This window comes from Streptomyces sp. LMG1-1-1.1 (assembly GCF_040815545.1).
Classification (GTDB): domain Bacteria; phylum Actinomycetota; class Actinomycetes; order Streptomycetales; family Streptomycetaceae; genus Streptomyces.
This window is the reverse complement of record NZ_JBFPNH010000001.1, coordinates 373,225-395,738: the sequence shown is the minus strand read 5'-3', so window position 1 is coordinate 395,738 and position 22,514 is coordinate 373,225. Positions and strand designations below refer to the sequence as shown.

Sequence of the window (22,514 nt, the reverse complement as noted above, 5' to 3'; positions counted from 1 at the left end):
GGGCGGCGGACGGCCGCCCACCGCCCCCCGTCGTTCAGTGCTCGCGCGTCAGGGTGAGCAGGCCGCCGGTCGGCACGGTCACCGGGTTCATGCCGGCGACGAGGTCGAGCACGGTCTCGGACAGGATCTCACCACGGCAGTCCTGGACGCGGGCGAGGGCCCGTTCCGGCCGGTCGGCGGCCAGGAGCACCACGGGGTCGGCGTCCGCGTTGGCGACGAGGAGGGTCCGGGGCGCGTCGGTGCCGGGCCCCTCCGTGCCGTCCGGGCCCTGGAGGACGACGGGCAGCGGCGCGTAGCGCGCGACGACCGTGGTGCGGCCGTCGTGGGCGCGGACCAGGGGGTATCCGAGGTCCGGCCGCGACGGTTCCAGCGCGCCGAGCTGGAGGACGTCGGCGTACCGGCGGAAGACGCCGAGCCAGAAGCCCAGGACGGCGAGCTGGTCGGGGGTCTGGGCGCCGAGGTCGACGGAGATCTGCGGCACCGAGAACAGGGCGTTGACCAGGTGGACGGCGACGGCCTCGGGCTTCTCGGCCGCGTTCCACATGATCATGTCGGCGTGGACGGCGAGCGGGCCGGCGAGGAGCCGGCAGTCGACCGTGCGCTGGCGGTTCTCGGCGGGGCTCAGCGGGCAGTCGGTGGCCCGGACCATGGTGGCGTACGGCCAGAGCCCGGGGCTCACGTACGGCTGGCGGTGCTCGACGATCACGTCAGGCCGGGTGCGGCGCAGCCGGTCGTCGAGATCGGCGAGCAGTCGGCGCACGCCGTCGTGGACCGCCGCGTGGTCGGCGCCGGCCGGTGCGGGCGGCGGGTCGGCGACGGCGAAGCGGTCGATGAAGTCGAGCTTCACGCCGTCCATGTCCCACTCCTCCACGGCCCGGGAGATCCGGTCCACGAGGTGCGTGCGGACGTCGGGGTGGCGGGGGTCGAGCACGGCAGCGTCCAGGTGGGGTTCCTCGCGCAGGGTCAGTCCCTTGAAACGCTCCCAGGCCTCGTTCCGCCGGCCGATGAACGGCACCGCGTACCAGAGGAGGTAGGCGAGGCCGAGGCGGTGGACCTCGGCGACGTGGGCCGCGGGGTCGGGGAACGCCTCGGGGTTGGGCTCCCAGTCGCCGCAGTGCCCGTAGCCGCGCGTCCGGTCGGCGGTCTGCCAGCCGTCGTCGACGATGACGCTCTCGCAGCCGACGGCGGCCGCCAGGGCGGCCTGGCGTTCGACGGCGGCGGCGTCGACGTTCTGGTGGAGGCTGTACCAGGTGGAGTAGGCGGGCATCCGCGCCGCGGGGGCGACTCCGGGGTGCCGCGTTCCCTCGGCCCACCAGTCGGTGACGCCCCTCAGGGTGTCGGCGAAGTGGCGCCCGCCGACGTCGATCCGCAGCCGCAACGGCGGTCCGTCCGGGGTGAGTTCCTGCTCCACGGTGAAGGCGAACTCGCCGCTCTCCTCCACCACTCCGGCGCCGACGCGGACGGGCGCGGTCGTCTCGCCGGCCGCCGCGGTGCACAGCGCGCGGTCGTCGGAGCCGACCAGGCTGGCGACGGGGGCGCCCAGAGCGAGCGAGACGGTCCGGGGGGCGATCCAGGACGGCGGCAGCCAGCGGGAGGCGTCGGTGTTCGGCGTCCAGTAGGCGGTGGCTCCGACGCAGGGGACGCGCCATTCGGCGCGGACGGTGACGGAGTCCGACGCCCTGACCTCGACGAGTGCCACACCGTCGGCGACCGCGGTGGCGACCGGCTCCCACGCGTCGCCGCCGAGGCCCGTGAGGTGGACGACGAGCGGGGTTCCGGTGGTGTGGTGCAGGCCGGTGGGGAGCTGCCGGTGGACGACGGTGCCGGGGGTGTCCCCGGCCGCGATGCCCGGGCGCCAGGCGGGGACCGGCTGCGGGGCGGCGGTGTCCGGTGCGGTGGTCACGGTGGTCACTCCTTCGTGGCCCCGGCCAGCAGGCCGGAGATGAACTGGCGTTGCAGGACGAGGAAGAGGGCCATCACCGGGATGGCGGCGATGGCGCCGGCGAGCAGCACCTGCGCGTAGTTGGTGGTCGACAGGCCCTGCAGGGTCGCGGTGGCCACGGGCAGCGTGTACATCTCGGGGCTGCGCAGGGCGATCAGCGGCCAGACGAACTGGTTCCAGCCGCCGAGGAAGACGAACAGCGCGAGCGCCGCGATGATCGGCCGGTTGACCGGGATGACGATCCGCCACAGCACCCGCAGCTCGCCCGCGCCGTCGACGCGGGCCGCGTCCAGGAGTTCGTCCGGCATGGACCGCAGTGCCTGCCGCATCAGGAAGATGCCGAACGGGGTGACCAGGCCGGGCAGGACGACCGACTGGTAGGTGTCGATCAGCCCCAGTTCCATCATCATCCGGAAGATCGGGATCAGCATCACCGTGTCGGGGATGACCAGGGTGCTGAGCAGCAGGACGAAGAACAGGTTCCGGCCGCGGAAGTCGAACTTGGCGAAGGCGTAGCCGGCCAGGACCGACACGACGACGGCGCCCACGGTCTGCACGCCCGCCACCAGGACGGTGTTGAGGAGGACGCGGGTGAGGCCGATGGACTCCTGGAGTCCGTGGAGGTTCTCCATGAGATGGCCGCCGGGCAGCAGCTTCGGCGGCCACGAGAACACGTCCTTGTCGTCCTGCGTGGCGGCCATGGCGAGCCAGTAGAAGGGGCCGACGCAGAGCCCGAAGGCGCCCGCGAGCAGCAGGGTGAGCAGGGGGCCGCGGGCCTTCATCGGCGCTCTCCCATCAGGCGGACCTGGAGGACGCCGAGTACGGACACGATCAGCGCGAGCGCGTAGGCGAGGGCCGAGGCGTAGCCGAAGTCGAAGTACTTGAAGCCGTTGTCGTAGAGGTACATGGTGACCGTGAGGGTGGCGTTGTCGGGGCCGCCGCCGGTGAGGACGTACGGCTCGTCGAAGAGCTGGAGGGTGCCGATGGTGGAGAGCACCACGGTGAGCAGGAGGATCGGCCGCAGCTGGGGCAGGGTGATGGCGAAGAAGCGGCGGACCGGCCCCGCCCCGTCGACCATCGCGGCCTCGTACAGCTCCTTCGGGATGCCCTGCAGACCGGCCAGGTACATCACCGCGTTGTAGCCCGTGTAGTGCCAGGTGATGACGAGGACGACGCCGACGCGGGCCCAGAAGGGGCTGCCGAGCCAGTTCACCGGGTCGATGCCGACGAGGGACAGCACCCAGTTGAGCAGTCCCGCGTCGCGGTTGAGGATGACGGAGAACATCACCCCGGCGGCGACCAGGCCCGTCAGCGACGGGACGAAGACGCCGAGTCGCCACAGCGGTCGCAGCCACACCTTGGCCGAGTTGAGGCCGAGGGCGACGAGCAGGGCGAGGCCGAGCATGAGCGGCACCTGCACGGCCAGGATCAGCGCCGTGTTCCGCAGCGCCGTCCAGAACAGCGGGTCGGCCAGGAGGCGCCGGTAGTTGGCGAGCCCGGCGAACCGCTCGGCGTCGCCGTTGCCGGTGGTGAGGCTGATCCAGAACGAGGCGGCGATGGGGTACGCCTTGAACACCGTGAAGCCGAGGACTGCGGGCGTGATCAGCAGGTACGGGACCGAGGTGCGGGTCAGCAGCCGGGGCCGGCCCGGGCGGGTGCGCCCGGTGTGCCGGCGGGCGCCGCGGCCGGCGGGCGCGCTCGCGGTCGCTGCCCCCGTGGCGGGAGCGCGTTCGGGCGGGGCGAGGGACATGATCAGGCCGCCTGCTTCCGGCCGGTCTGCCGGGACAGCTGCTCGGCCGCGGCCTTCAGCACCTCCGCCGGATCGGCGCCCTTGATCAGGACCTGGCTCTGGGCGTCGCTCGCGAGCTTCAGGGCACGGCTGTAGTCGCCGGTGAAGTTGGTCGCGTCCGCCCCCGCGTCGAGCGACTCGACGAAGGACCGCAGCACGGGCTGGCCCCCGTAGAAGGGCTGCGGCGCGGTGAACTTCGGGTCCGTGTAAGCCGCCTTGAGGGCGGGGAACACGCCGCCGGAAGCGAACATCCGGTTGATCTCCGCCGGCTTGGTGAGCGCGTACTCGACGAATCTCCAGGCGGCCTTGCGGCGCTTGCTCGTCGCGGAGACGGTCAGATAGGTGGAGTTGACGATGGCGCTCCGCCCGCCCCCGGGTATCGCGGCCGGCGGCTGCATCACGCGCCACTTGCCGCTCTGGGCGGGGAACTTGGTGGCCAGGTAGTCGACGGCCCAGGCGGGGTACGGGGCGGTGGCGAGCTTCCCCTGACCGACCAGGCGCTTCCAGGTGCCCTGCCCCGCCGTGTCGGCGAGGAGTCCGGCGTCGTCGAGCCGCTTGATGACGGTCAGGGCCTGGACGGCTTGCGGGGAGCCGAGCGTGACCCTGCCCTCGCGGTCGAAGTAGAAGGCGCCCTGAAGCTGCATCAGGTTCTGGAAGAAGTCCATGTCCTGGGTCGTGCCGGGCTTGTCGAGCCCGAGCAACTGGGCACCGGTCGCGGCACGGATCTTCGGCCCCGCGGCGATCAGGTCGTCCCAGCTGGCGAGCGAGGCCGGGTCGACCCCGGCCTTCTCGAAGTAGTCGTGCCGGTAGAACAGGCCGAGCGGGTTGACCTCCCAGGGAAGCGCGTGGACCGCTCTGTCCTTGCCCATCACGGTCGGCCACAATCCCTGGACGAACGCGTCCTCGTACCGGTCGGCTCCGAGCCTGGACAGGTCGGCGAGCCCCTGCGGGAACTTCTCCAGGTAGCCGGGAAGGTAGTCGACACCGATGTGGAGGACGTCGGCCAGGCCCTTGCCGCCCGACGCCAGCCCCACGGTGATCTTGTCCCAGATCGCCGGGTTCCCCAGGTCCTGCACGTCGACCTTGATCCCGGGGTTGTCCCGCTCGAAGGAGGGGACGACCCCGCGCAGCGCCTCGGCCGCGGTGGTCCAGCTCCACACGGTGATCGGACCGCTGTCGCCGTCGGCTCCACCGGCCCCCGCACCCGATCCGCCGCTCCCCCCGCCGCAGGCGGCGAGGCCGGCTCCGGCGGCGGAGGCGGTGGCCAGGTGCAGGATCTGACGTCGGCTCAGGTGGTGGGACATGTCTGCTCCTTGTGGTCGGTGTAGGTGTACGTGCGGGCGTGGCCGGCGCCGGGGACCAGCGCGCGCAGCGCCTCGGTGAACAGGTCCGCCGCCGCGGCCGGCGTGCAGGCGTGGGGCGAGAGCCGGATCCACTCGCCGCGGCGCGTGGTGATCACACCGGCCGCTTCGAGGGCCCGGTGCACGGCGGCGGGGTCGTGCCCGGGAAGCCGGAACGCGCCGATCCCGGCACGCTCCCGTTCCCCGAGGCCGTCCAGCAGGACCTCGGCGCCCGCCCGCCGCGCCCGTTCCAGCAAGTCGGCGAGTACGGCCCTGATTCGGGTCCCCACGACCGCCGGACCGCCCCCCGCGAGCAGCCCGTCGATCGCCGCACCGAGCGCCGCGGCGGCCGGAAAGTCCGGATTGGTCGCCAGATGCGCCGCGGCCCCCGGCAACGCCGGAGCCGGATGCCGCTCCGCGAACGGCTCCGTCACCCCCGCCCACCCCCCGAGCCCGGGCTCCAGGCGCCCGGCACACCGGTCCCGTACCAGCAGCACCGCCGCACCCCACCCCGCGCGCAGCCACTTCTGCCCACCACTGACCAGCACATCGGCCGCGTCCACTTCCAGCGGAACGGCGCCCAGCCCCTGGATGGCGTCCACGATCAGCAGCCGATCCGGCCCCAGCACCTCCTTCAGCGCGGCCAGTGGCGCCACGTGCCCGGACAGCGAGTCGACCGCGCTCACGGCCAACGCGGTCACCTCCGGCGTGAGATGGCGCCGCACCAGATCGGCCGTGACGTGCCGTCCCCCGTCCGGTTCGACGAAACGCACGTCCGGCCCGCCCCGCCCCGCGAACCGGACCCACGGATAGACGTTCGCCGGGAACTCTCCCCTCGGCACCAACACGACCCCCGCCCCACGCAACCCCGCGGCCACCGTGAACAACCCGTTGCTCGTGGACGGCACCAGCGCCACCTCGTCCACTCCCGCCCCCACCAACCGCGCCGCCGACCCCCTGGCCGCGTCACTCAGCCCGAACAGCCGGGCCAGCTCCCCCGGCCCCGACCGCGCCGCCAGCCCCACCGCCTCCGCCATCGCCCCCACAGCCCGCCCGCCGACCGGCCCGACCCTGGCGTAGTCGAGGTACCCCACCACCGGCGCCCCGCAAATTTGATCGTTCAAAATTCGTCCCTAGTGAACCCAAGGACAAGCAATCCCTGGAATTTGAAGGTTCACAGTAGAGACACCAACCCGTCCCGGCAAGACCTTCCTCACGATCGCGTCCACCACCGGGCGACCCAGCGACCCACGCACGGCAGGCCGGAACCTGCTCCGCGACGGCGCCCTCCGCGCACCCCAGCCGCCGTCCTCAGTCAGCCGACCTGCGGCGGCCTTCGCGGTTGTACGGCTCGGTGACGCGGCCGGTGCCGCCGAACCGCCAGCCCTGCGGAGGGAGGCGGGCCAGATCCGCCAGGGTGCGCACGGCTTCACGCGTTTCGTAGTGGTCGGCGCCGAGGACGCGGCGGCGAGCCGCCAGGACTTTCCTCATCTCCCTGCACGCCGGGCCGGGGAGACCCATGGCCGCCCAGCAGACGGCCCAGTTGAAATGCGTCCTGAGCGTCGAAGGGTGCTCGGCCCCCAGGTCCCTCTGCTCCTCGGCCAGGATGTGGCGCCATTCGCGGTGGGCTTCGGCGGTGCGGCCGCGCTGGGCCTTGATGTGGACCCTCTCGTGTCTCGTGGACATCACGTCGGCGGATCTGTTCAGGAGCCCTTCGGAGCGATATCCCTCCTCGACGCCACGAAGGACGACCTCGGCTTGGTCGAGTTCCTTCAGCTCCACCAGGATCTGCCCTACTTGGTGCCTCGTCTGCAACGTATTCCGATGGCACTTTCCGAGGATGTCTTCCTCGATCAGCTGAATGTCCATGAATTCGAAGTACGCCCGGATCTTATGGCCCTGGATTCCGTGAATGGAGGCCAGGTCGTACCGCGTCACGAGGAGGGAAGGGTGCCAGGGCGGAAGCGACTTCCTCTGGAGCGCGAGAACGTTTGTGAGCAGGCGCCGCGCCTGGTCAAGGTGGCCGCGGTGCCACAGGATGACGCCCAGCTCGTGCCAGATCACCGCGCGGCTGAAGGGAGCGACATCCACTGTGTCCGTGAAGTCGACCGCCTTCCGGGAGTGGGTCTCCGCCTCAGCGAGTCGCCCGGATTCCCTGAGGATGGTGGCCAGGTGATGGTGCGCCTGCAGGGAGAGTTGGACGAACCGCGGCTTTCCTTCGAGCTCGTCACACAGTTCGCGGGCCATCCGCTCCCCCACGTCCAGGAACCCGCGCTCCGCGTGAATGGCCACGGCCAGCTCACGGCTCATCAACGACAGGAACTCGTCGATGCCCGGTGTCGACTCGGCCAGTCGGCAGGCCTCCGAGGTCAGGGCACCGGCTTCGTCGAGCCGGGACATGTGCCAGGACCATTCCCCGCAGTCGTACATGACCAGAAAACGGATCAGGTCACGGACACGGAAGCTGTCGAGCCGTTCGTGGAGGAGCATCGCCGATCGGTAGCCGGCCTCGTACTGACCGGAGAACCGCAGGTACTTGCTGAGGTACATCTGGGTCTCCACCGCGACCTCGAACAGGTCGTCGTACGTGTCGGGCAGACGCGACGCGACGGACGCGAGGTGGGGGATCACGAACTGCCAGTACCCCACGGAGGCGCCGGTTCCCCACATCCCTCGGAGCGCCCCGAGGCACCGCACGGCGGCGGCCCATGTAGGGCGGCGCGAGGGAGAGTTGGCCAGCTGGGCGGCGTTCACCTCGGCGACGAGCGGATGCACCACGATGCACTCCTGGGCTCCCGCGCTTTCGGCCCACTGGTAGAAGGCGTCGTCCTCCACCGGCCGGACCACTGGACTCTCGTCGACGATGTCGATCAATCCGGCCGCGTGAAGAGCCCTCAACGCACGCTCGACGGCCAGCGCGTCCCAAGGAGCACCACCGGTGCCGTGCGTCCTCTGCAGAACCTTCGGTGAAAGCAGCCCCACCGGAACAGGGTGGGCCGCCCAGCACCCCAGCACCCTGAGGACCGACCTCACGTGGGCGATGCCCTGCTGTTCCAGCGCGTCCAGCGACACTTCCCAGGTCTCCATGACCAGCTGCCGGGCTTGGTCGTCACCGCCCGGACGCAGCGAGGCGTGGGCGGCCCGGTCGACGAAGCCCGCGAAGTCCCTGTCCAGGGCCTGGTGAAATGCCGAGAGGCTTCGTACGGGCGACAGCGGCTGGGACACACAGCGCCCCGCGAGCCGCAGCGCCAGAGGAACGCCCCGCAAGCGCTCGGAGAGGGCGTGCGCGGCGTCGCGTTCGGATTCCGGCTGTCCGGCAAGGTCCAGCAGCAGCTCCGCTCCGGACGACGGATCCAGCGGGCCGAGCTTCACCATGCGGCACGCCTCCGGCCACATGTCCGCACTGCCCTGCCGAGTGGTCACCAGGACCGCACCCGCCGCCGAGGCCTCCAACCAGCCCTCCCCCAGCGCCTCCTCGATGGCCCCCGGGTCATCCGCGCCGTCGAAGACGAGCAGCCACGGCTCCTCCGCCTGGTGAAGGGCCTCCCATGCCATGTCCACCGCGTTCAGAGTCCCGGCGGCGACATGGCGCGCATCGGCGTCGGAGCCCGCCAGTTGAACCGCGATCTGCCGCAGCGCCGCGTGGACGCCCTCCACCTCGGACGCGCGGATCCACCACACACTCGCGCCCTTGCCGTGCGCGGCCCCGGCGACGGTCAGGGCCAGCGCCGTCTTGCCGATGCCACCTAACCCGTGGATGACGGTGATCTCTCCCTGCAGGGGCTGCGGATCACCGGCCCCCAGCTCGCTCAGCATGCCCTCACGGCCATGCAGCCGACGGGGACGCAGGTTCACCGGGGGCTTGACGCGCACCCGCGCGAAGTCCGCCAGTGGTTGAGCCCCCATGTGGATGTTCACCACATGGTCGCCCTCGACGATCGTCTGATCCCGCCCGGCCTGATTGACGCGGCCCGATCCAGACGCTCGCGCACTCTGCCTGACGTGCTGAACGACGTCACTCTCACGAAACCGCATCACGCGCCCCCATCAGGAGAGGAAAGGCCCCATTCTCCCCGAGACCACTGACAGCCGAGGAACGCGGGAACGGGCGCCGCTGCCGGCACGACACGGCACACGCGACCACACTGACCCCGAACGCACGAAAGGCCGCCCTCTCACGAATGAGAGAACGACCTCCGACCTGCGTTTCCGCATGGTCGGGACGACAGGATTTGAACCTGCGACCCCTTGACCCCCAGTCAAGTGCGCTACCAAGCTGCGCCACGTCCCGGTGCCCGTCTGACCTGGGGTTTCCCCTGGCTGAACGCGCATGAGAACAATACCGCACTTTCTCGGGTGGTCACGAACGCCTTTCGTGGTGGGTGCGGGAGGGGGTGCGTACGGAGAGGATCGCTCACTCTGTGTGACGCGCTGGCGCGCTGGGGGGTGCGCCCGCGCGCCCCCCAGCAGGGGGCGGAAAGGGAGGTCGGGTGGGTCCGGGGGGCTCGTCACCTGGGCAGGAAGGAGGAGGGAAGAGATCCGGAATGCCGCCTCTCTGGTGATGAAGGGGCGGATGTGGTGAAGCGGGGGAGGTCGGGGCCATATGCCCGAGAGTTCGTTGCCGTTGGCATGTGGCAGAAAGATGCCCACGGGGAAGGGACCCGGGATCGGACCGAGCAGGCCAAGAGCACGCGAAACATAGTCAGAAACAAACGTCAACCGTTCCGTTTTCGGCCAAAAATCGTGGCGATATTGCTCCACCCCGGAAAGATCAACACCATGAAGTGGTCGGCCTGTTCGGGACGGGGCCACTGCCGATGCACCACCTGCTCGGTCGACTCGCCGATCAGGAGCTTCGCGGGAGGGACTCGGATGGACAGCTACTTCAGCAGCCGCCTGCATCATCAGCTCAGGGAGACGGTCCGCGACTTCGCAGAGCGTGAGGTTCGGCCACGGATAGCCGAGATGGAGGCGTCACGGACGGTCCACCACGAACTGTCCCGACGCATCGCCGAGCAGGGCTGGTTGGGTGCGACAATCAGCCAGGAGTACGGCGGCATGGGGGCCGGTCACCTGGCCAAGACCATCATCATCGAGGAGCTCTCCCGGGTCAGCGGCGCGATGGGCGCCATGGTGCAGGCCTCGCAGCTCGGCACGGCGAAGATCGTCCACTTCGGCAGCGACGAGCAGCGCAAGACCTGGCTGCCGACCATCGCCGCCGGTGAGTGCCTGCCGACCATCGCGGTCACCGAGCCCGAGTCCGGCGGTCACGTCCTCGGCATGAGCGCCAGCGCGGTGCGGGACGGCGACGACTACATCCTGAACGGCAGGAAGGTCTTCGTCGGCAACAGCCACGTGGGCGATCTGCACGGCGTCGTGGTCAGGACCGGTCCGGGATCGAAGGGACTCAGTGCCTTCCTGGTCGAATCCGATCGTCCCGGGTTCAGAACCGGTCCGCAACAGACGGCGATGGGACTCCACGGTTTCAGCTTCGGCGAGCTGATCTTCGAGAACTGCCGGGTGCCGGCCGCCAACCGGCTCGGCGACGAGGGCGACGGCCTGTCCGTCGCGTACTCCTCCAGCGTGCTCTACGGGCGGGCCAACCTCACCGCCGTCTCGCTCGGCATCCACCAGGCGATCCTGGAGGAGACCACCCGTTTCGCGTCCGAGCGGATCCGCTACGGCAAGCCGCTCCACGACCTCCCGACGGTCAAGCTGAAGCTGGGCCAGATGCAGTCCCGGCTGATGACCGCCCGACTGGCCGCGTACCACGCCGTGCACCTGCTCGACCAGGGCCGCTCCTGCGACGCCGAGCTGATGAACGCCAAGCTCGTCAACGTCGAGTCGGCGATCGACTCCGGCCGCAACGCCATGGAGATCCACGCCGCGGCCGGCCTCTTCACGGACCGGGCCATCGAGCGCTACCTCCGGGACGCGCACCACATCTTCGCCCCGGCCGGCACCTCCGACATCCAGCTCCTGCGGCTGGCCGAGGTCGCCCTCGGCCAGGACAAGGGCAGCTGGTCCGAGCGGCTGTCCGACCTGGTCAGGACACCCGACCTGGAGCCACTGCACGCCTGACCCCGTTCCGGGACGCCCGGCGCACACACCTCCCGGAAGCACCCGGGCCTCCCGGAACCACAAGACCGACCGCCCCACGTCCGACATGCCGGTGCCCCGGTACGGCCAAGGCCGTACCGGGGCACCGGCATGTCACGCGGTGGCGGTCAGAACATGCCGTCCTCGCGCCGGTTGATCTGCTCCATCAGCTCGGCCGCCATGGCCTTGATCGTTTCGAGACCGGCGCGCCCCCACGGCCGGACGTCGGTGTCGACCACGCAGATGGTGCCCAGCGCGACGCCGGTACGGTCGATCAGCGGCGCGCCCATGTACGAGCGGATGCCGATCTCGTCCACGACCGGGTTGCCCGCGAAGCGCGGGTAGTCGCAGACGTCCTCCAGGACGAGCGCCTTGCGCCGGACCACGACGTGCGGGCAGTAGCCGTGGTCGCGGGCCATGTAGCGGCCGACTCCGCCGCCGCCCGCGGCGGCCACGCCGAGGTCGCTGCCCGAGTGGGTGCCCTCGGGCGTGTGCAGCCCGGCGAAGAACTGCCGGTTCTCGTCGATGAAGTTGACCATCGAGAACGGGGCGCCGGTCACGTCCGCGAGCCGGTGGGCGAACTCGTCGAACGCCGGGTCCGGTCGCTCCCCGAGCCCGAGCTCACGCAGCCGCTGGACTCGGGCCGGCGCCTCCTTGTCGATGGGGGTCAGCAGGAGGTGACCGGTCGGGTCGTAGGTCATGGTGTGGCTCCGTAGCTCGGCACGGTGTCCGGGATGGTGGTGAGCAGGTGCTGCACCAGGGTCAGCAGGGTGCGGATGCCGGAACTGGAGATCCGGGCGTCGGTGAGGACGACCGGCACGTCCGGCCTGAGGTCGAGCGCCGCCCGGACCTCGTCGGGTTCGTAGCGGTAGGCGCCGTCGAACTCGTTGACCGCCACGACGAACCGGATGCCACGGCGCTCGAAGAAGTCCACGGCGGAGAAGCACTCCTGGAGCCGGCGGGTGTCGGCGAGGACGACCGCGCCGAGCGCCCCTTCGGAGAGCTCGTCCCACATGAACCAGAAGCGCTCCTGCCCCGGTGTGCCGAAGAGGTAGAGCACGTGCCGGTCGTCGAGCGTGATGCGGCCGAAGTCCATCGCGACGGTGGTCGTGGTCTTGGACTCCACGCCCTCCAGGCTGTCGGTGGCGGCGCTGACCGAGGTCAGCAGCTCCTCGGTGCTCAGCGGTTCGATCTCGCTGACCGCGCCCACGAGGGTCGTCTTGCCCACGCCGAATCCGCCCGCCACCAGGATCTTGAGTGCGGTGGGGAAGGGATCGGCCGAGGAACCGTCGTGGCGCTCAGAGCCGTTGTCGTAGGCCATCGAGCACTGCCTCCAGCAAGGAACGGTCGGTTGGGGTGGCGTGGAAGCGGGGCGCTCGGGCGGTGAGCGCCCCGCAGTCCACGAGATCGGAGAGCAGGACCTTGGTGACCACGGCCGGGAGCCGTAAGTGCGCCGCGATCTCGGCCACCGAGGTGGGCCCGTCGCACAGCCCGAGGGCCAGGCTGTGCTCGGGACCCATGTGCGTCTGGGGTGACGATCCGGTCGCCATCACCATCGACAGCAGGTCGAGTGCGGTGGTCGGCTTGGTCCGGCCACCGCTGACGGTGTAGGGGCGGATCAGCCGGCCGGCCGCGTCGTCGAGCCAGGGCCCTTCCTGTGCGGACGTCACGTTCACTGTCCGAGGCCACCCACCAGGCCGGCGGCCTGCCGGGCGGGAGTGACCAGGTACGGCCGGACGCTCTTGACGAGCATCGCCATCTCGTAGCCGAGGACGGCGGCGTCCGCCTCGCGCCCGGCCAGGACGGCCAGGCACGTGCCGGAGCCGGCGGTGGAGACGAACAGGAGGGTGGAGTCGAGTTCCACGACCACCTGACGGACCTCGCCGCCGTCGCCGAACCGGGCGCCCGCGCTCCGGCCGAGCGAGTACAGCCCGGAGGCGAGGGCCGCCATGTGGTCGGCGGCGTCGGGGTCGAGGCCGTGCACGGATTTGACGAGGCCGTCGGAGGAGAGCAGAACGGCGTTGCGGGTGTACGGGACCCGCTGGACCAGTCCGCTCAGCAGCCAGTCGAGGTCCGAGGAATGGCCGGTCGGCGCATTGCTCGCCATGGTGCATCTACTCCTTGTGCGCGTCGCCTGGACGCAGCGCTTCTTGGGGGGCGGGCTGGGACTCGGCGAGGCCGATTCCGCGCTGGAACGCGGCCATCAGACCGGGGTCGTGCAGGGCGTGCTCCTCGGACCTCCGGGCCACGGGTTCGTCGCGCAGCTGCGGGACGAGGTGCTCCTGGGCGCGCCGCTTGGGGAGCAGCGGACGGCCGGGGGCCTCGGCACGGGGGGCCGGGGGGAGCGGCGAGATCAGGGAGGCGGGCGGGGCCGTGTGGTCGGCGCCGCTCTGCTGACCCGGTATCGCGGGGGCGTGGTCGAAGTCCGCGTACCCGTTCGACTGCGCACTCGTACGGGGGTACGCGAGCGAGCCGGACCCGGGGGTCTCCTCGTGGCGGACGGGGGTCCGCTCCGGGGAGGGCGAGGACGGCGGTACGTGGGCGGCGGGGGCCGTCCCGTTCATGCCCATGGGAGCGGGCGCCTGCGCCATGGGCGCGGGCGTCTGGTGGTGGGCCGGCGCCTGGTGGTGGGCCGGCGCCTGGGCCGGAGCCGGGGAGGTCGCCGTCACCGGGCTGGGCAGGGGGGCCGTCAGCGGGTTCGGTGCCGGGGCCGCCACCGGGTGCGGCATCGGCGGCGCGGCGGCCGCCGGCGGGGTCGGCGCCGGGGACTGCGTCTGGATCTGCACCTGGCCGGGCGGGACGGCCGAGGAGCCGGCGGTCGCGGCGGCCTGGCGCTCGTGCTGCGCCAGTCCCTCGGGGTCGGCGCCGAGGAGGCCCTGCGGGAGGACCAGGACGGCCTGGACACCGCCGTAGATGTTGGACTGGAGGCGTACGGCGATGCCGTGCCGCCGGGCCAGCGCCGAGACGACGAAGAGGCCGATGCGCCCGTCCTGGAGCAGGTGCGCGACGTTGACCTGGTCGGGGTCGGCGAGCAGGGCGTTCATCTTGTTCTGCTCGGTGACGGGCATGCCGAGTCCGCGGTCCTCGACCTCGATCGCGAGGCCCGCCGTGACGTACTGGGCGCGCAGCAGCACCGTGGTGTGCGGCGCGGAGAACAGCGTCGCGTTCTCGACGAGTTCGGCGAGGAGGTGGATGACGTCGGCCACGGCATGGCCCCGGAGCGTACCGTCGATCGGGGGGACGAGCTTCACCCGCGGGTACTGCTCGACCTCGGCGATGGAGGAGCGCAGCACCTCGGTCATGGTGACCGGGTTCGACCACTGGCGGCGTGAGATCGCGCCACCGAGCACGGCGAGGTTCTCGGCGTGCCGGCGGATGCGGGTGGCCAGGTGGTCGACGTGGAACAGGCCCTTGAGCAGTTCCGGGTCCTCGACCTCGTTCTCCAGCTCGTCGAGGAGCTGGATCTCGCGGTGGACCAGGGACTGGAGGCGCCGGGCGAGGTTGACGAAGACCTCGACCTTCTGTTCGTTTCCGACGCTGCTGGAGAGCCGGGACGCCTGCACGACGGCTGCCACGGCGGCTTCGTGAGAGCGGGTCAGTTCCTGCGAGAGCAGGTCGAACTCGTCGCCCGCGACGGCGCCGGTCGGCAGCGCGGGTCGGGGCGGGATGCCTTCGCCCTTGCGCAATTGTTCGACGACCGTGCGCAGTTCGCTCTGGCCGCGGGCGCTGGTGCGGCGCAGGGCGTTGCAGCGGTCGAGGACGGCCTTGGCGGCCCGGTCGGCGCCGAGCGCGGCGGCCGTCACGGAGGCGACCGTGAGGGCCGCGGCGCCGGTGAGCGCGGCCCAGAGGCCGGGCGTGGGGCTGGCGCCGGTGGAGCGGATGGTGAACAGGACGGCCGCCGCGCCGCCGAGTGCCACCGCGACGGCGGGGAGCACGGAGGTGCGCAGGAGTTGCGGGCGTATGCGGGCTTCCGTCGGGTGCGGTGTGGGGGGCTGTGCCGGCGGGGGGGTGCTGCTGGTGCCGGAGGCGGAGCGGGCGCCTGACCGGCCGTGCCGCCCGCCCTCGCGTCGGTCGGACCGCGAGGCGGGTGCGCGAAGTTGAGACATGAGTGTCCTTGGTACGTGCCCAGGAATCGGCGTACTGCGGGAGTGTTCCACGAGGTCTACGGGGGTGGTCTGAGGGGGGATGCGGTGAGCCTACCGATGATCATCAACCACACACTGTAGTCGTCAACCGTTCATGTGCGGTGCGCAGTTGGCAAACTTACCCGTAGAGCGACCCCGTCTGGTATCGCCCCCCTCACGGTCGGCCGATAACCATTGGCCGAAAGCCGACGCCGACACGCCGGCGCGCCCCGCTGAGCAGGAACGGAAGAGGGCGGAGGCGTTCCCACGCCTCCGCCCTCTGCGGAAATCACTCCTGACCGGAATCCCCCGGAGGGGTCGCGAACCGTCCGGTCGGCACGCTCCCCCGGGAGTCCGCGCCCCCTCCTCGGTCCCTCGCCCCGCCGGGCTCCCCGGCGAGCGCCTCCGGCACCCGGACCCCCGCTGCCCTCCCCGGCGCCCACCGCCGGCCCGTAACCGACGGTGAGAGCGGAACCCACCCGGCCACCCTCGGGTACCGGACACCGGTGGGCCGTTCGCTTCCGCGGACCCCGACCCCGCCGAGCTCCTGGAGACCCCCGCCGCGGCGAAGGGGCGGGCGAGGCCGTCGGGGCGGGCCCGCCGGCCTCAGGTCGTCGACGGCCCGTGGCGTGGGTGCGGGCCACGGGTCGCGGCGATCGACGGCCCGTGGCGTGTGTACGGGCCACGGGTCGCGGCGCCTTCGCCCCCGGCGGCCGACGTCACCGCTCGCCGGCCAGGTCCAGATCGTCGCTGCGCGTGCCCTCGGCCGCGACCTCGACGCTTCGGGGGCGGCGCCAAGGACGGTCGCTCGGGTGGGAGACGGCCCGCCACCACGACTCGCCGGGCAGCTTGCCCGCGGGCTCGAACGGCTCGCCGGGCCGGGGGAACGCCACGGCCTGACCGGCCTCCTCGGCCGCGTCGCCGGTCCACTCGCCCGGCTCCGCCCACGGGTGGGGGGCCAGGTTGAAGGTGCCCCAGTGGATGGGCAGCAGCACACCGCCGGGCGCGCCGCCCTGGAGGTCGAGGTGGGCCCGCATGCCCTCGGCGGGGGTCATGTGGATGTCGGTCCAGAACTCCGAGTAGGCACCGATCTGGATCATGGTGGCGTCGAAGGGGCCGTGGGCGGCGCCGATGTCCTTGAAGCCGGAGAAGTAGCCGGTGTCGCCGCTGTGGAAGATCCGGTGGGCGGGGCCGGTGACGACCCAGGAGGCCCAGAGGGTCATCTGCCGGTTGCGGAGGCCGCGGCCGCAGAAGTGGCGGGCCGGGGTGGCCGTGAGCGTCAGCTCGCCGATCTCGGTCGACTCGTTCCAGTCGAGCTCGCGCAGGCGGGACGCGGGCACGCCCCAGCGCTCCAGGTGCGCGCCGACGCCGAGGGGCACCGCGAAGAGGGTGTCGGTGGTGGCGAGCGCCTTGATCGTGGGCAGGTCGAGGTGGTCGTAGTGGTCGTGAGAGATCACGACGACGTCGACCGGGCCGAGCGCGGCGAGCGGCAGGGGCACCGGGTGGAGCCGCTTCGGGCCGGCGAAGGGGAAGGGGGAGCAGCGGTCGCCCCAGACCGGGTCGAAGAGGACCCGGTGGCCGTCGATCTCCGCGAGGACGCCGGAGTGCCCCATCCAGGTGAGGCGCAGCCCGGTGGCCGGCGCCTTGGCCAGGTCGGCCACGGTGGTGGGATGGACGGGGATCGCGCCGGTGGGGGCGCGGCGCGTGCGTCCTTCCTTGTCGAAGTAGATCTTGGCGAGCTCGACGCTGGAGCCGGAGGGGCCGCGTCGGGCCGGTTCGGGGTTCTGGAAGATCCCGTCCGCGAAGTTCGGCGAGCGGTGGATGCGGGCGAGCCGCGCTCCCGTGGGATCCGCGCCGAAGGACTCGGGGCGCAGGGCGCGCAGCCGGGCCCGCGGCGAACGGTCGGAGCCGGTACCGGTCACAGGACCTCCTGATCTCTGGGGGTCGTTCCATTATGGGCGGCCCGCGCCGCGAACGGTCGGGACGGTCGGCCATACTGAATCACTGTTCAGTACGGCCGACCGGCCGCACGCCCCTCCCGAGGAGCCGCGCGATGAGTACCGCCCCCCTGCTTTCCGTCGGCTGGACCGACCACGTGACCGGGCGCCGGGGCCACCTGGTGGTCGACCGGCTGGTGCGCGGCGTGGCCAGCGGCGGGCTGCGGATGCGGGAGGGGTGCACGGCGGACGAGGTCGCCGGGCTCGCCCGCGGGATGACCATGAAGGAGGCCCTGCACTACGACCCGACGGCCCGCTACGTGCCGCTGGGCGGCGCCAAGGGCGGCATCGACTGCGATCCCCGCTCCCCGGAGGCGTACGGCGTCCTCGTGCGCTACCTGCGGGCGATGCGGCCGTACGTCGAGCGGTTCTGGACCACCGGGGAGGACCTGGGGCTCACCCAGGACCTGGTGGACCGCGCCGTGGCCGAAGCCGGTCTGGTCTCCTCGGTACAGGCCGTGTACCCCCTCCTGGACGACGAGGAGGCGGCCAGGAAGCGGCTCGCCGACGCGTTCGCGATCGAGGTGGACGGCATCGGCCTCGACGAGCTGGTGGGCGGACTCGGGGTCGCCGAGTCCGTGCTCGTCGCCCTCGACCGGGCCGGCCGGGAGCACGCCGGGACCCGGGTGTCCGTGCAGGGTCTGGGCACCATGGGCGGGGCGACCGCCCGGTTCCTGGCGCGGGCCGGGCTGCGGGTGGTCGCCGTGGCCGACGTCCGGGGCACGATCGTGAACCCCGACGGCCTGGACGTGGAGGCGCTCCTCGCCGCCCGCGACGCCCACGGCGCCGTCGACCGCGCCGCCCTGCGCCCCGGGGACCGGGAGGAGCCGCGGGACGCCTGGCTCTCGGTCGACGCGGAGGTCCTCGTCCCCGCGGCCGTCTCGTACGCGATCGACGCCGGGAACCAGGCGCGGATCACGGCCCGCTGGATCGCCGAGGCGGCCAACATGCCGGTCCTCCCGGAGGCCGAGGAGGCCCTCACCGCGCGCGGGGTGACCGTGCTGCCGGACGTGGTCGTGAACTCGTGCACCAACGCCTGGTGGTGGTGGACGCTCTTCGGCGACATCGAGGCCGACGCCGACCAGGCCTTCGACCGGGTGCGCGGGGCGATGCGGACGCTCGTCGGCGCGATCCTCGACCGGGCGGCGCACGGCACCACCCCGCGCGCGGCGGCGCACGCGCTGGTGGCGGAACGACTGCCGGTGATCGCCGAACGCTACGGCTGGTACTGATCCCGCCACGCGCCGCGTCCGCTGATGATCATGCCCTTGTCATGTGCTGTGTAGGCTGCACGGCGTGGCGAGAGTGCGGTTGAGCGTGGCGGAGCGGCGGGACGAGCTGCTGCGGGCCGCCGTGGAGCAGATCGAGGCGCGCGGCGTCGCGGCCGTCCGGATCTCCGACGTCGCCTCCGCCCTCGGCGTCAGCAACGCCCTGGTGCTCTACCACTTCTCCACCAAGGAACAGCTGGTCACGGCCGCGTTCGCCCACGCGGCCGAGGCCGACCTCGCCCACCTGCGCCGCCTGCTCGGGCGCCGCTCCACCGCCGTGCGGCGCCTGCGGGCCGCCGTCCGCTGGTACGCCCCGACCGGCCAGGCCAAGGGCTGGCGCCTCTGGATCGAGGGCTGGGCCGCCTCGCTCCGCGACCCCGGACTCCGCCGCGTCGCCACCTCCCTCGACCAGGAGTGGAAGGCCGCCCTGACCCGGGTGATCGCGGAAGGCGCCGCCGCCGGCGAGTTCCCCTGCCCCGACCCCGCGGCCGCCGCCTGGCGCCTCACCGCCTTCCTCGACGGCCTCGCCGTACAGACCACCGCCTACGCCGGATCCCTCTCCCGGACCGCCATGCTCCGCTGGGCCGACGCCGCCCTCACCCGTGAACTCGGCCTGCCGACCGAGGCACCGGACGAAGCCCCCGCCGACGGGCAGGACATGGGCCCGGACGACGACCGCGACGAACACCCCGACGGAGCCCCGGCCGCCGGCCGCCCCGAGCACCTGCCCGGCGGCCCGACTGACGGCCCGACCGGCGGCCTCACCGAAGACCCCGCCTGAGACGCCGCCGAAAGCCCCGCCCCCAGCGACGGGGCAGCGACGACGACCCGCGCCACTCCCCCGTCAGCGCAGCTCGAAGACCGCCGACACGCTGACCTGCTCCTCGATCTCGCCGGGGGCCGTCGGAACGCTCGGCTCGTCGGCGGCCATGGCGGGCGCCGCGCCGATGCCGGGCCGCACGGACTCGCCCTCGCTCAGCGAGACGAGCCGGCCGAGCCGGTGACCGCTGAGCCGGGCGTGCTGCGCCGCCTTGTCGTACGCGTCCCGGTACGCGGCCTCGCGCGCCTTCTCCCGCAGCGCCGTCGGGTCGGCGACGTCGAAGACGACGCCGTTGATCCGGCCCGAGTCCCCCGTGGCCTCGTTGACGGCGCCGATGACCTGGCCCGTCCTGTCGATGTCCCGGACCTTCACCGAGAACGACTGTCCCGCCTGATACCCGGTCACCTTGCTCTCGCCCTGGGCGTTCTGGGTGTAGACGGGGGACAGGGAGAGGCTGTCGGTACGGATGTCCCGGTCGGCGATCCCCTGCTTGTGCACGACCTCCAGGAGCGCCTCGGCCGCGGTGCTCTGCGCCGCCATCGCCTCCTTGGCCGTCTTCCTGGTGGCCTCGACGCCGACGGAGAGGATCGCCAGGTCCGGCGCGGAGGACGCCCGGCCCTGCCCGCTGACGGTCACCGTCGCGGGCGCGGGCTCCACGGCGGTCACGCGGACGGCCGACAGCGCCGGGGCGGCCGCCAGCGCGGGACCCGCGGTGCCGACGAGAAGCCCGCCCAGGACGGCGGTGGCGGCGAGCAGACGGGCGGTACGGGCGGCGCTGGGCCGGCGGATCGTCACGGGCGGGGTCCCTTCGAAACGTCAGTGCCGGTGCTCCGGCGGGCACATCCCAGCACCCTGCGGCCCCGCCTCCCACGCGCCACTCCTGACCGGCCGCTCCCTTCACCTCTCCGTACCAGCCGCGTCCCGTTCCCCGCCCGGACCGACCCGGGCCGGGTTGCTGTCGGTGGCGCTTGGTAGAACTCTTCCGTCAGCCGACCCCACTCGTCCGTTGTCTGGAGCACCCATGACCGTTGGTCACTACCTTCAGGAATTCCACGGCCTGCCCGTGTTCGACTTCCCGGACGCGGACGCGCGGGTGGAGCTCCCCGAGGCGGACCGGGTCGCCTGGCGGATCTCCGCCCCGACGTACTCCGACCCCGGGGACGAGCCGTGGGACGCGCGGTTCGAGCGGTTCCTGAAGACGGTCGACGCGAGGCGGGTACGGGCGCTGGTCGTCGGCGGCTGGGACGAGGCGTACGAGAACTCGTCCGCCGACATCGTCACCGCGCTGATCGGCGCCAACGACCGGCTGACGCACCTGGCCGCGGTGTTCATCGGGGACATGACGGGCGAGGACTGCGAGATCTCCTGGATCGTCCAGTCCGACGTGACACCGCTGCTCGCCGCCTACCCGGCGCTGCGCGAGCTCGGGGTGCGCGGGGGCTCGGGGCTGGCCTTCCCCCCGGTCCGGCACACCGGTCTGGAGACCCTGGTCCTCGAGACCGGTGGCCTGGGTGCCGAGGTGGTGCGCGGTGTCGTGGGCAGCGACCTGCCCGCCCTGGAGAACCTGGAACTCTGGCTCGGCACCGACGAGTACGGCGGCGACAGCACCCCGGAGGACCTCGCGCCGCTGCTCGCCGGGACGACCTTCCCCGCCCTGCGCCACCTCGGCCTGCGCAACAGCGTGATCCAGGACGCGGTCGCCGCCGCCGTGGCGGGCGCACCCGTCGTCGCGCGCGTCGAGCGCCTCGACCTGTCCATGGGCGTCCTCACCGACGAGGGCGCGGCGGCGCTCCTCGGCGGGCGGTCGCTGACCCACCTCGCCCACCTCGACCTGTCCCACCACTACCTGTCCGAGGCCATGCGGGAGCGGGTCCTCGCCGCGCTCGTCCCGCACGGCGTGACCGTCGACCTCGGCGACGCCCAGGAGCCGGAGGACGACGGCGACGGCGAGGTCTACCGGTACGTCGCGGTCGCCGAATGACCGTCCCCCCGCGTCCCGCCGCCGGACCGCGGCTCGTGGTCGTCGGCGATCCGGCGGGGCGCCGCGTCGCGCTGTTCCAGGACGCGCTGCGGACCGCCGGGCTGCCCGGGGCGCGGGTGGTGTCCTGGCCCGAGGTCCTGCGCGGGCGGGCCCGGTTCGCCGCCGGCGAGACCGTACGGCTCGACTCGCCCGGCGAGGACCCGGAGGCCGACCGGCTGCTGCGTGACGTCGACGATCCGGCCCGGGTCGAGGGCAGCGGCCTCTGGTACGAGCGGTTCACCGCCGCCGCGGCCGGACTCGCCGACGCCGTGGCGGAGGCGGGGGCGGCCCTGGTCGACGATCCCGCCGAACTGCCCGTCCTCTTCGACAAGCGGCTGAGCCACGGGCGGCTGCGGGCCGCCGGGGTGCCGGTGCCCGAGTCTCCGACGTCCGGTCCCACCGCCCCTCGCGTACGCGGCTGGGCGGACGTCCGGTCGCTGACCGCGCTGCCGGGTCTGCGCCGGGTGTTCGTGAAGCTCGCGCACGGCTCCTCCGCCTCGGGCGTGCTCGCCGTGGAGACCAACGGGGCGGGCCGGTTCCAGGCCACCACCTCGGTGGAGCGCGGTCCTGGCGGACGGCTCTTCAACTCCTTGCGGGTACGGCGCTACACGAGCGAGCACGAGGTCGCCGCGATCGTGGACGCCCTGGCCCCCGACGGTCTGCACGTCGAGCGGTGGCTGCCGAAGGCCGCCCAGGGCGGCCGGACCGCCGACCTGCGGGTCGTGGTGGTCGGCGGGCGGGCCACCCACGCCGTGCTGCGGACCAGCCGCTCCCCCATGACGAATCTGCATCTGGGCGGCGCCCGGGGCGACCTGGCGGCGGCCCGGGCGGCGATCACCGCCGCCGGCGCGCGGTGGGAGGACGCGCTCGACGTGTGCGAGCGGGCCGCCGCGGCCTTCCCCGGCACCCGCTGTGTCGGCGTCGATCTGCTGCCGGCCACCGGGTGGCGCCGCTTCGCCGTGGGCGAGGTCAACGCCTTCGGTGACCTGCTGCCCGGTCTGACGGGCCTGCCGGGCCGCGGCGCCGAGGGCCTCGACACCTACGCGGCGCAGGTCGCGGCGGAGTTCCCGCACCCCTACGACACCGGCACCACAGGAACGAGCACCCCGTGAACC

The 22,514-nt window shown here is 72.5% G+C and carries 18 protein-coding genes and 1 tRNA gene; 5 read left to right on the top strand and 14 right to left on the bottom strand.

The window, feature by feature from the left end; translation table 11 throughout:
* Positions 1-34 precede the first annotated feature (34 nt).
* The 7 genes from MRBLMG1_RS01650 to MRBLMG1_RS01620 form a co-directional block, all read right to left on the bottom strand.
* On the bottom strand, positions 35-1,903 hold the full coding sequence (locus MRBLMG1_RS01650) for a glycoside hydrolase family 36 protein (protein WP_367819918.1): 1,869 nt from the start codon (positions 1,901-1,903) through the stop codon (positions 35-37).
* Positions 1,904-1,908: 5 nt separating this feature from the next.
* Positions 1,909-2,724, bottom strand: a complete 816-nt coding sequence (locus MRBLMG1_RS01645; RefSeq protein ID WP_367819916.1) for a carbohydrate ABC transporter permease — start codon at positions 2,722-2,724, stop codon at positions 1,909-1,911.
* Positions 2,721-3,692, bottom strand: coding sequence for a carbohydrate ABC transporter permease (locus MRBLMG1_RS01640; protein WP_367819914.1), 972 nt, complete (start codon positions 3,690-3,692; stop codon positions 2,721-2,723). Before MRBLMG1_RS01640 ends, MRBLMG1_RS01645 begins: the two co-directional genes overlap by 4 nt.
* Positions 3,693-3,694: 2 nt before the next feature.
* Positions 3,695-5,035, bottom strand: coding sequence for an extracellular solute-binding protein (locus tag MRBLMG1_RS01635; RefSeq protein ID WP_367819912.1), 1,341 nt, complete (start codon positions 5,033-5,035; stop codon positions 3,695-3,697).
* Positions 5,020-6,195: an aminotransferase class V-fold PLP-dependent enzyme gene (locus MRBLMG1_RS01630; protein WP_367819910.1), complete on the bottom strand. Its 1,176-nt coding sequence runs from the start codon at positions 6,193-6,195 to the stop codon at positions 5,020-5,022. Before MRBLMG1_RS01630 ends, MRBLMG1_RS01635 begins: the two co-directional genes overlap by 16 nt.
* Before the next feature lie 187 nt (positions 6,196-6,382).
* Positions 6,383-9,106, bottom strand: coding sequence for an NB-ARC domain-containing protein (locus MRBLMG1_RS01625; RefSeq protein WP_367819909.1), 2,724 nt, complete (start codon positions 9,104-9,106; stop codon positions 6,383-6,385).
* A 179-nt stretch (positions 9,107-9,285) separates the two neighbouring features.
* Positions 9,286-9,362 (bottom strand) — tRNA-Pro (locus tag MRBLMG1_RS01620).
* A 581-nt stretch (positions 9,363-9,943) separates the two neighbouring features.
* On the opposite strand from MRBLMG1_RS01620, the gene MRBLMG1_RS01615 reads away from it, so the two are divergent.
* The gene (locus tag MRBLMG1_RS01615; RefSeq protein WP_367819907.1) at positions 9,944-11,152 is read left to right on the top strand and encodes an acyl-CoA dehydrogenase family protein; all 1,209 of its coding nucleotides are present in this window, start codon (positions 9,944-9,946) and stop codon (positions 11,150-11,152) included.
* Between the two features lie 146 nt (positions 11,153-11,298).
* Here the strand turns inward: MRBLMG1_RS01615 and MRBLMG1_RS01610 are convergent, their stop codons facing one another.
* The 6 genes from MRBLMG1_RS01610 to MRBLMG1_RS01585 form a co-directional block, all read right to left on the bottom strand.
* On the bottom strand, positions 11,299-11,871 hold the full coding sequence (locus MRBLMG1_RS01610; protein ID WP_367819905.1) for a GAF domain-containing protein: 573 nt from the start codon (positions 11,869-11,871) through the stop codon (positions 11,299-11,301).
* Positions 11,868-12,491, bottom strand: a complete 624-nt coding sequence (locus tag MRBLMG1_RS01605; protein WP_367819903.1) for a GTP-binding protein — start codon at positions 12,489-12,491, stop codon at positions 11,868-11,870. The genes MRBLMG1_RS01610 and MRBLMG1_RS01605 overlap by 4 nt, the downstream gene beginning before the upstream one ends.
* Positions 12,469-12,846, bottom strand: a complete 378-nt coding sequence (locus tag MRBLMG1_RS01600; RefSeq protein WP_376489529.1) for a DUF742 domain-containing protein — start codon at positions 12,844-12,846, stop codon at positions 12,469-12,471. The genes MRBLMG1_RS01605 and MRBLMG1_RS01600 overlap by 23 nt, the downstream gene beginning before the upstream one ends.
* Entirely contained in the window at positions 12,843-13,277 is a 435-nt protein-coding gene (locus MRBLMG1_RS01595; RefSeq protein WP_017236638.1) for a roadblock/LC7 domain-containing protein, read from the bottom strand. The genes MRBLMG1_RS01600 and MRBLMG1_RS01595 overlap by 4 nt, the downstream gene beginning before the upstream one ends.
* 7 nt (positions 13,278-13,284) lie before the next feature.
* Entirely contained in the window at positions 13,285-15,276 is a 1,992-nt protein-coding gene (locus MRBLMG1_RS01590) for a sensor histidine kinase (protein ID WP_367819901.1), read from the bottom strand.
* Positions 15,277-16,013: 737 nt separating this feature from the next.
* Positions 16,014-17,216 (bottom strand): MBL fold metallo-hydrolase, encoded by a 1,203-nt coding sequence (locus tag MRBLMG1_RS01585; RefSeq protein ID WP_367819900.1) that lies wholly within the window; start codon positions 17,214-17,216, stop codon positions 16,014-16,016.
* A 131-nt stretch (positions 17,217-17,347) separates the two neighbouring features.
* On the opposite strand from MRBLMG1_RS01585, the gene MRBLMG1_RS01580 reads away from it, so the two are divergent.
* Positions 17,348-18,523: a Glu/Leu/Phe/Val dehydrogenase dimerization domain-containing protein gene (locus tag MRBLMG1_RS01580; RefSeq protein ID WP_367819899.1), complete on the top strand. Its 1,176-nt coding sequence runs from the start codon at positions 17,348-17,350 to the stop codon at positions 18,521-18,523.
* 64 nt (positions 18,524-18,587) lie between these two features.
* Positions 18,588-19,340, top strand: coding sequence for a TetR/AcrR family transcriptional regulator (locus tag MRBLMG1_RS01575; RefSeq protein ID WP_367819897.1), 753 nt, complete (start codon positions 18,588-18,590; stop codon positions 19,338-19,340).
* 63 nt (positions 19,341-19,403) lie between these two features.
* Here MRBLMG1_RS01575 and MRBLMG1_RS01570 read toward each other — a convergent pair whose 3' ends face one another.
* On the bottom strand, positions 19,404-20,174 hold the full coding sequence (locus tag MRBLMG1_RS01570; protein ID WP_367819895.1) for an SIMPL domain-containing protein: 771 nt from the start codon (positions 20,172-20,174) through the stop codon (positions 19,404-19,406).
* A gap of 226 nt (positions 20,175-20,400) precedes the next feature.
* On the opposite strand from MRBLMG1_RS01570, the gene MRBLMG1_RS01565 reads away from it, so the two are divergent.
* Entirely contained in the window at positions 20,401-21,360 is a 960-nt protein-coding gene (locus MRBLMG1_RS01565) for an STM4015 family protein (RefSeq protein WP_367819894.1), read from the top strand.
* On the top strand, positions 21,357-22,511 hold the full coding sequence (locus tag MRBLMG1_RS01560; RefSeq protein ID WP_367819892.1) for an STM4014 family protein: 1,155 nt from the start codon (positions 21,357-21,359) through the stop codon (positions 22,509-22,511). Before MRBLMG1_RS01565 ends, MRBLMG1_RS01560 begins: the two co-directional genes overlap by 4 nt.
* Positions 22,512-22,514: the final 3 nt, after the last annotated feature.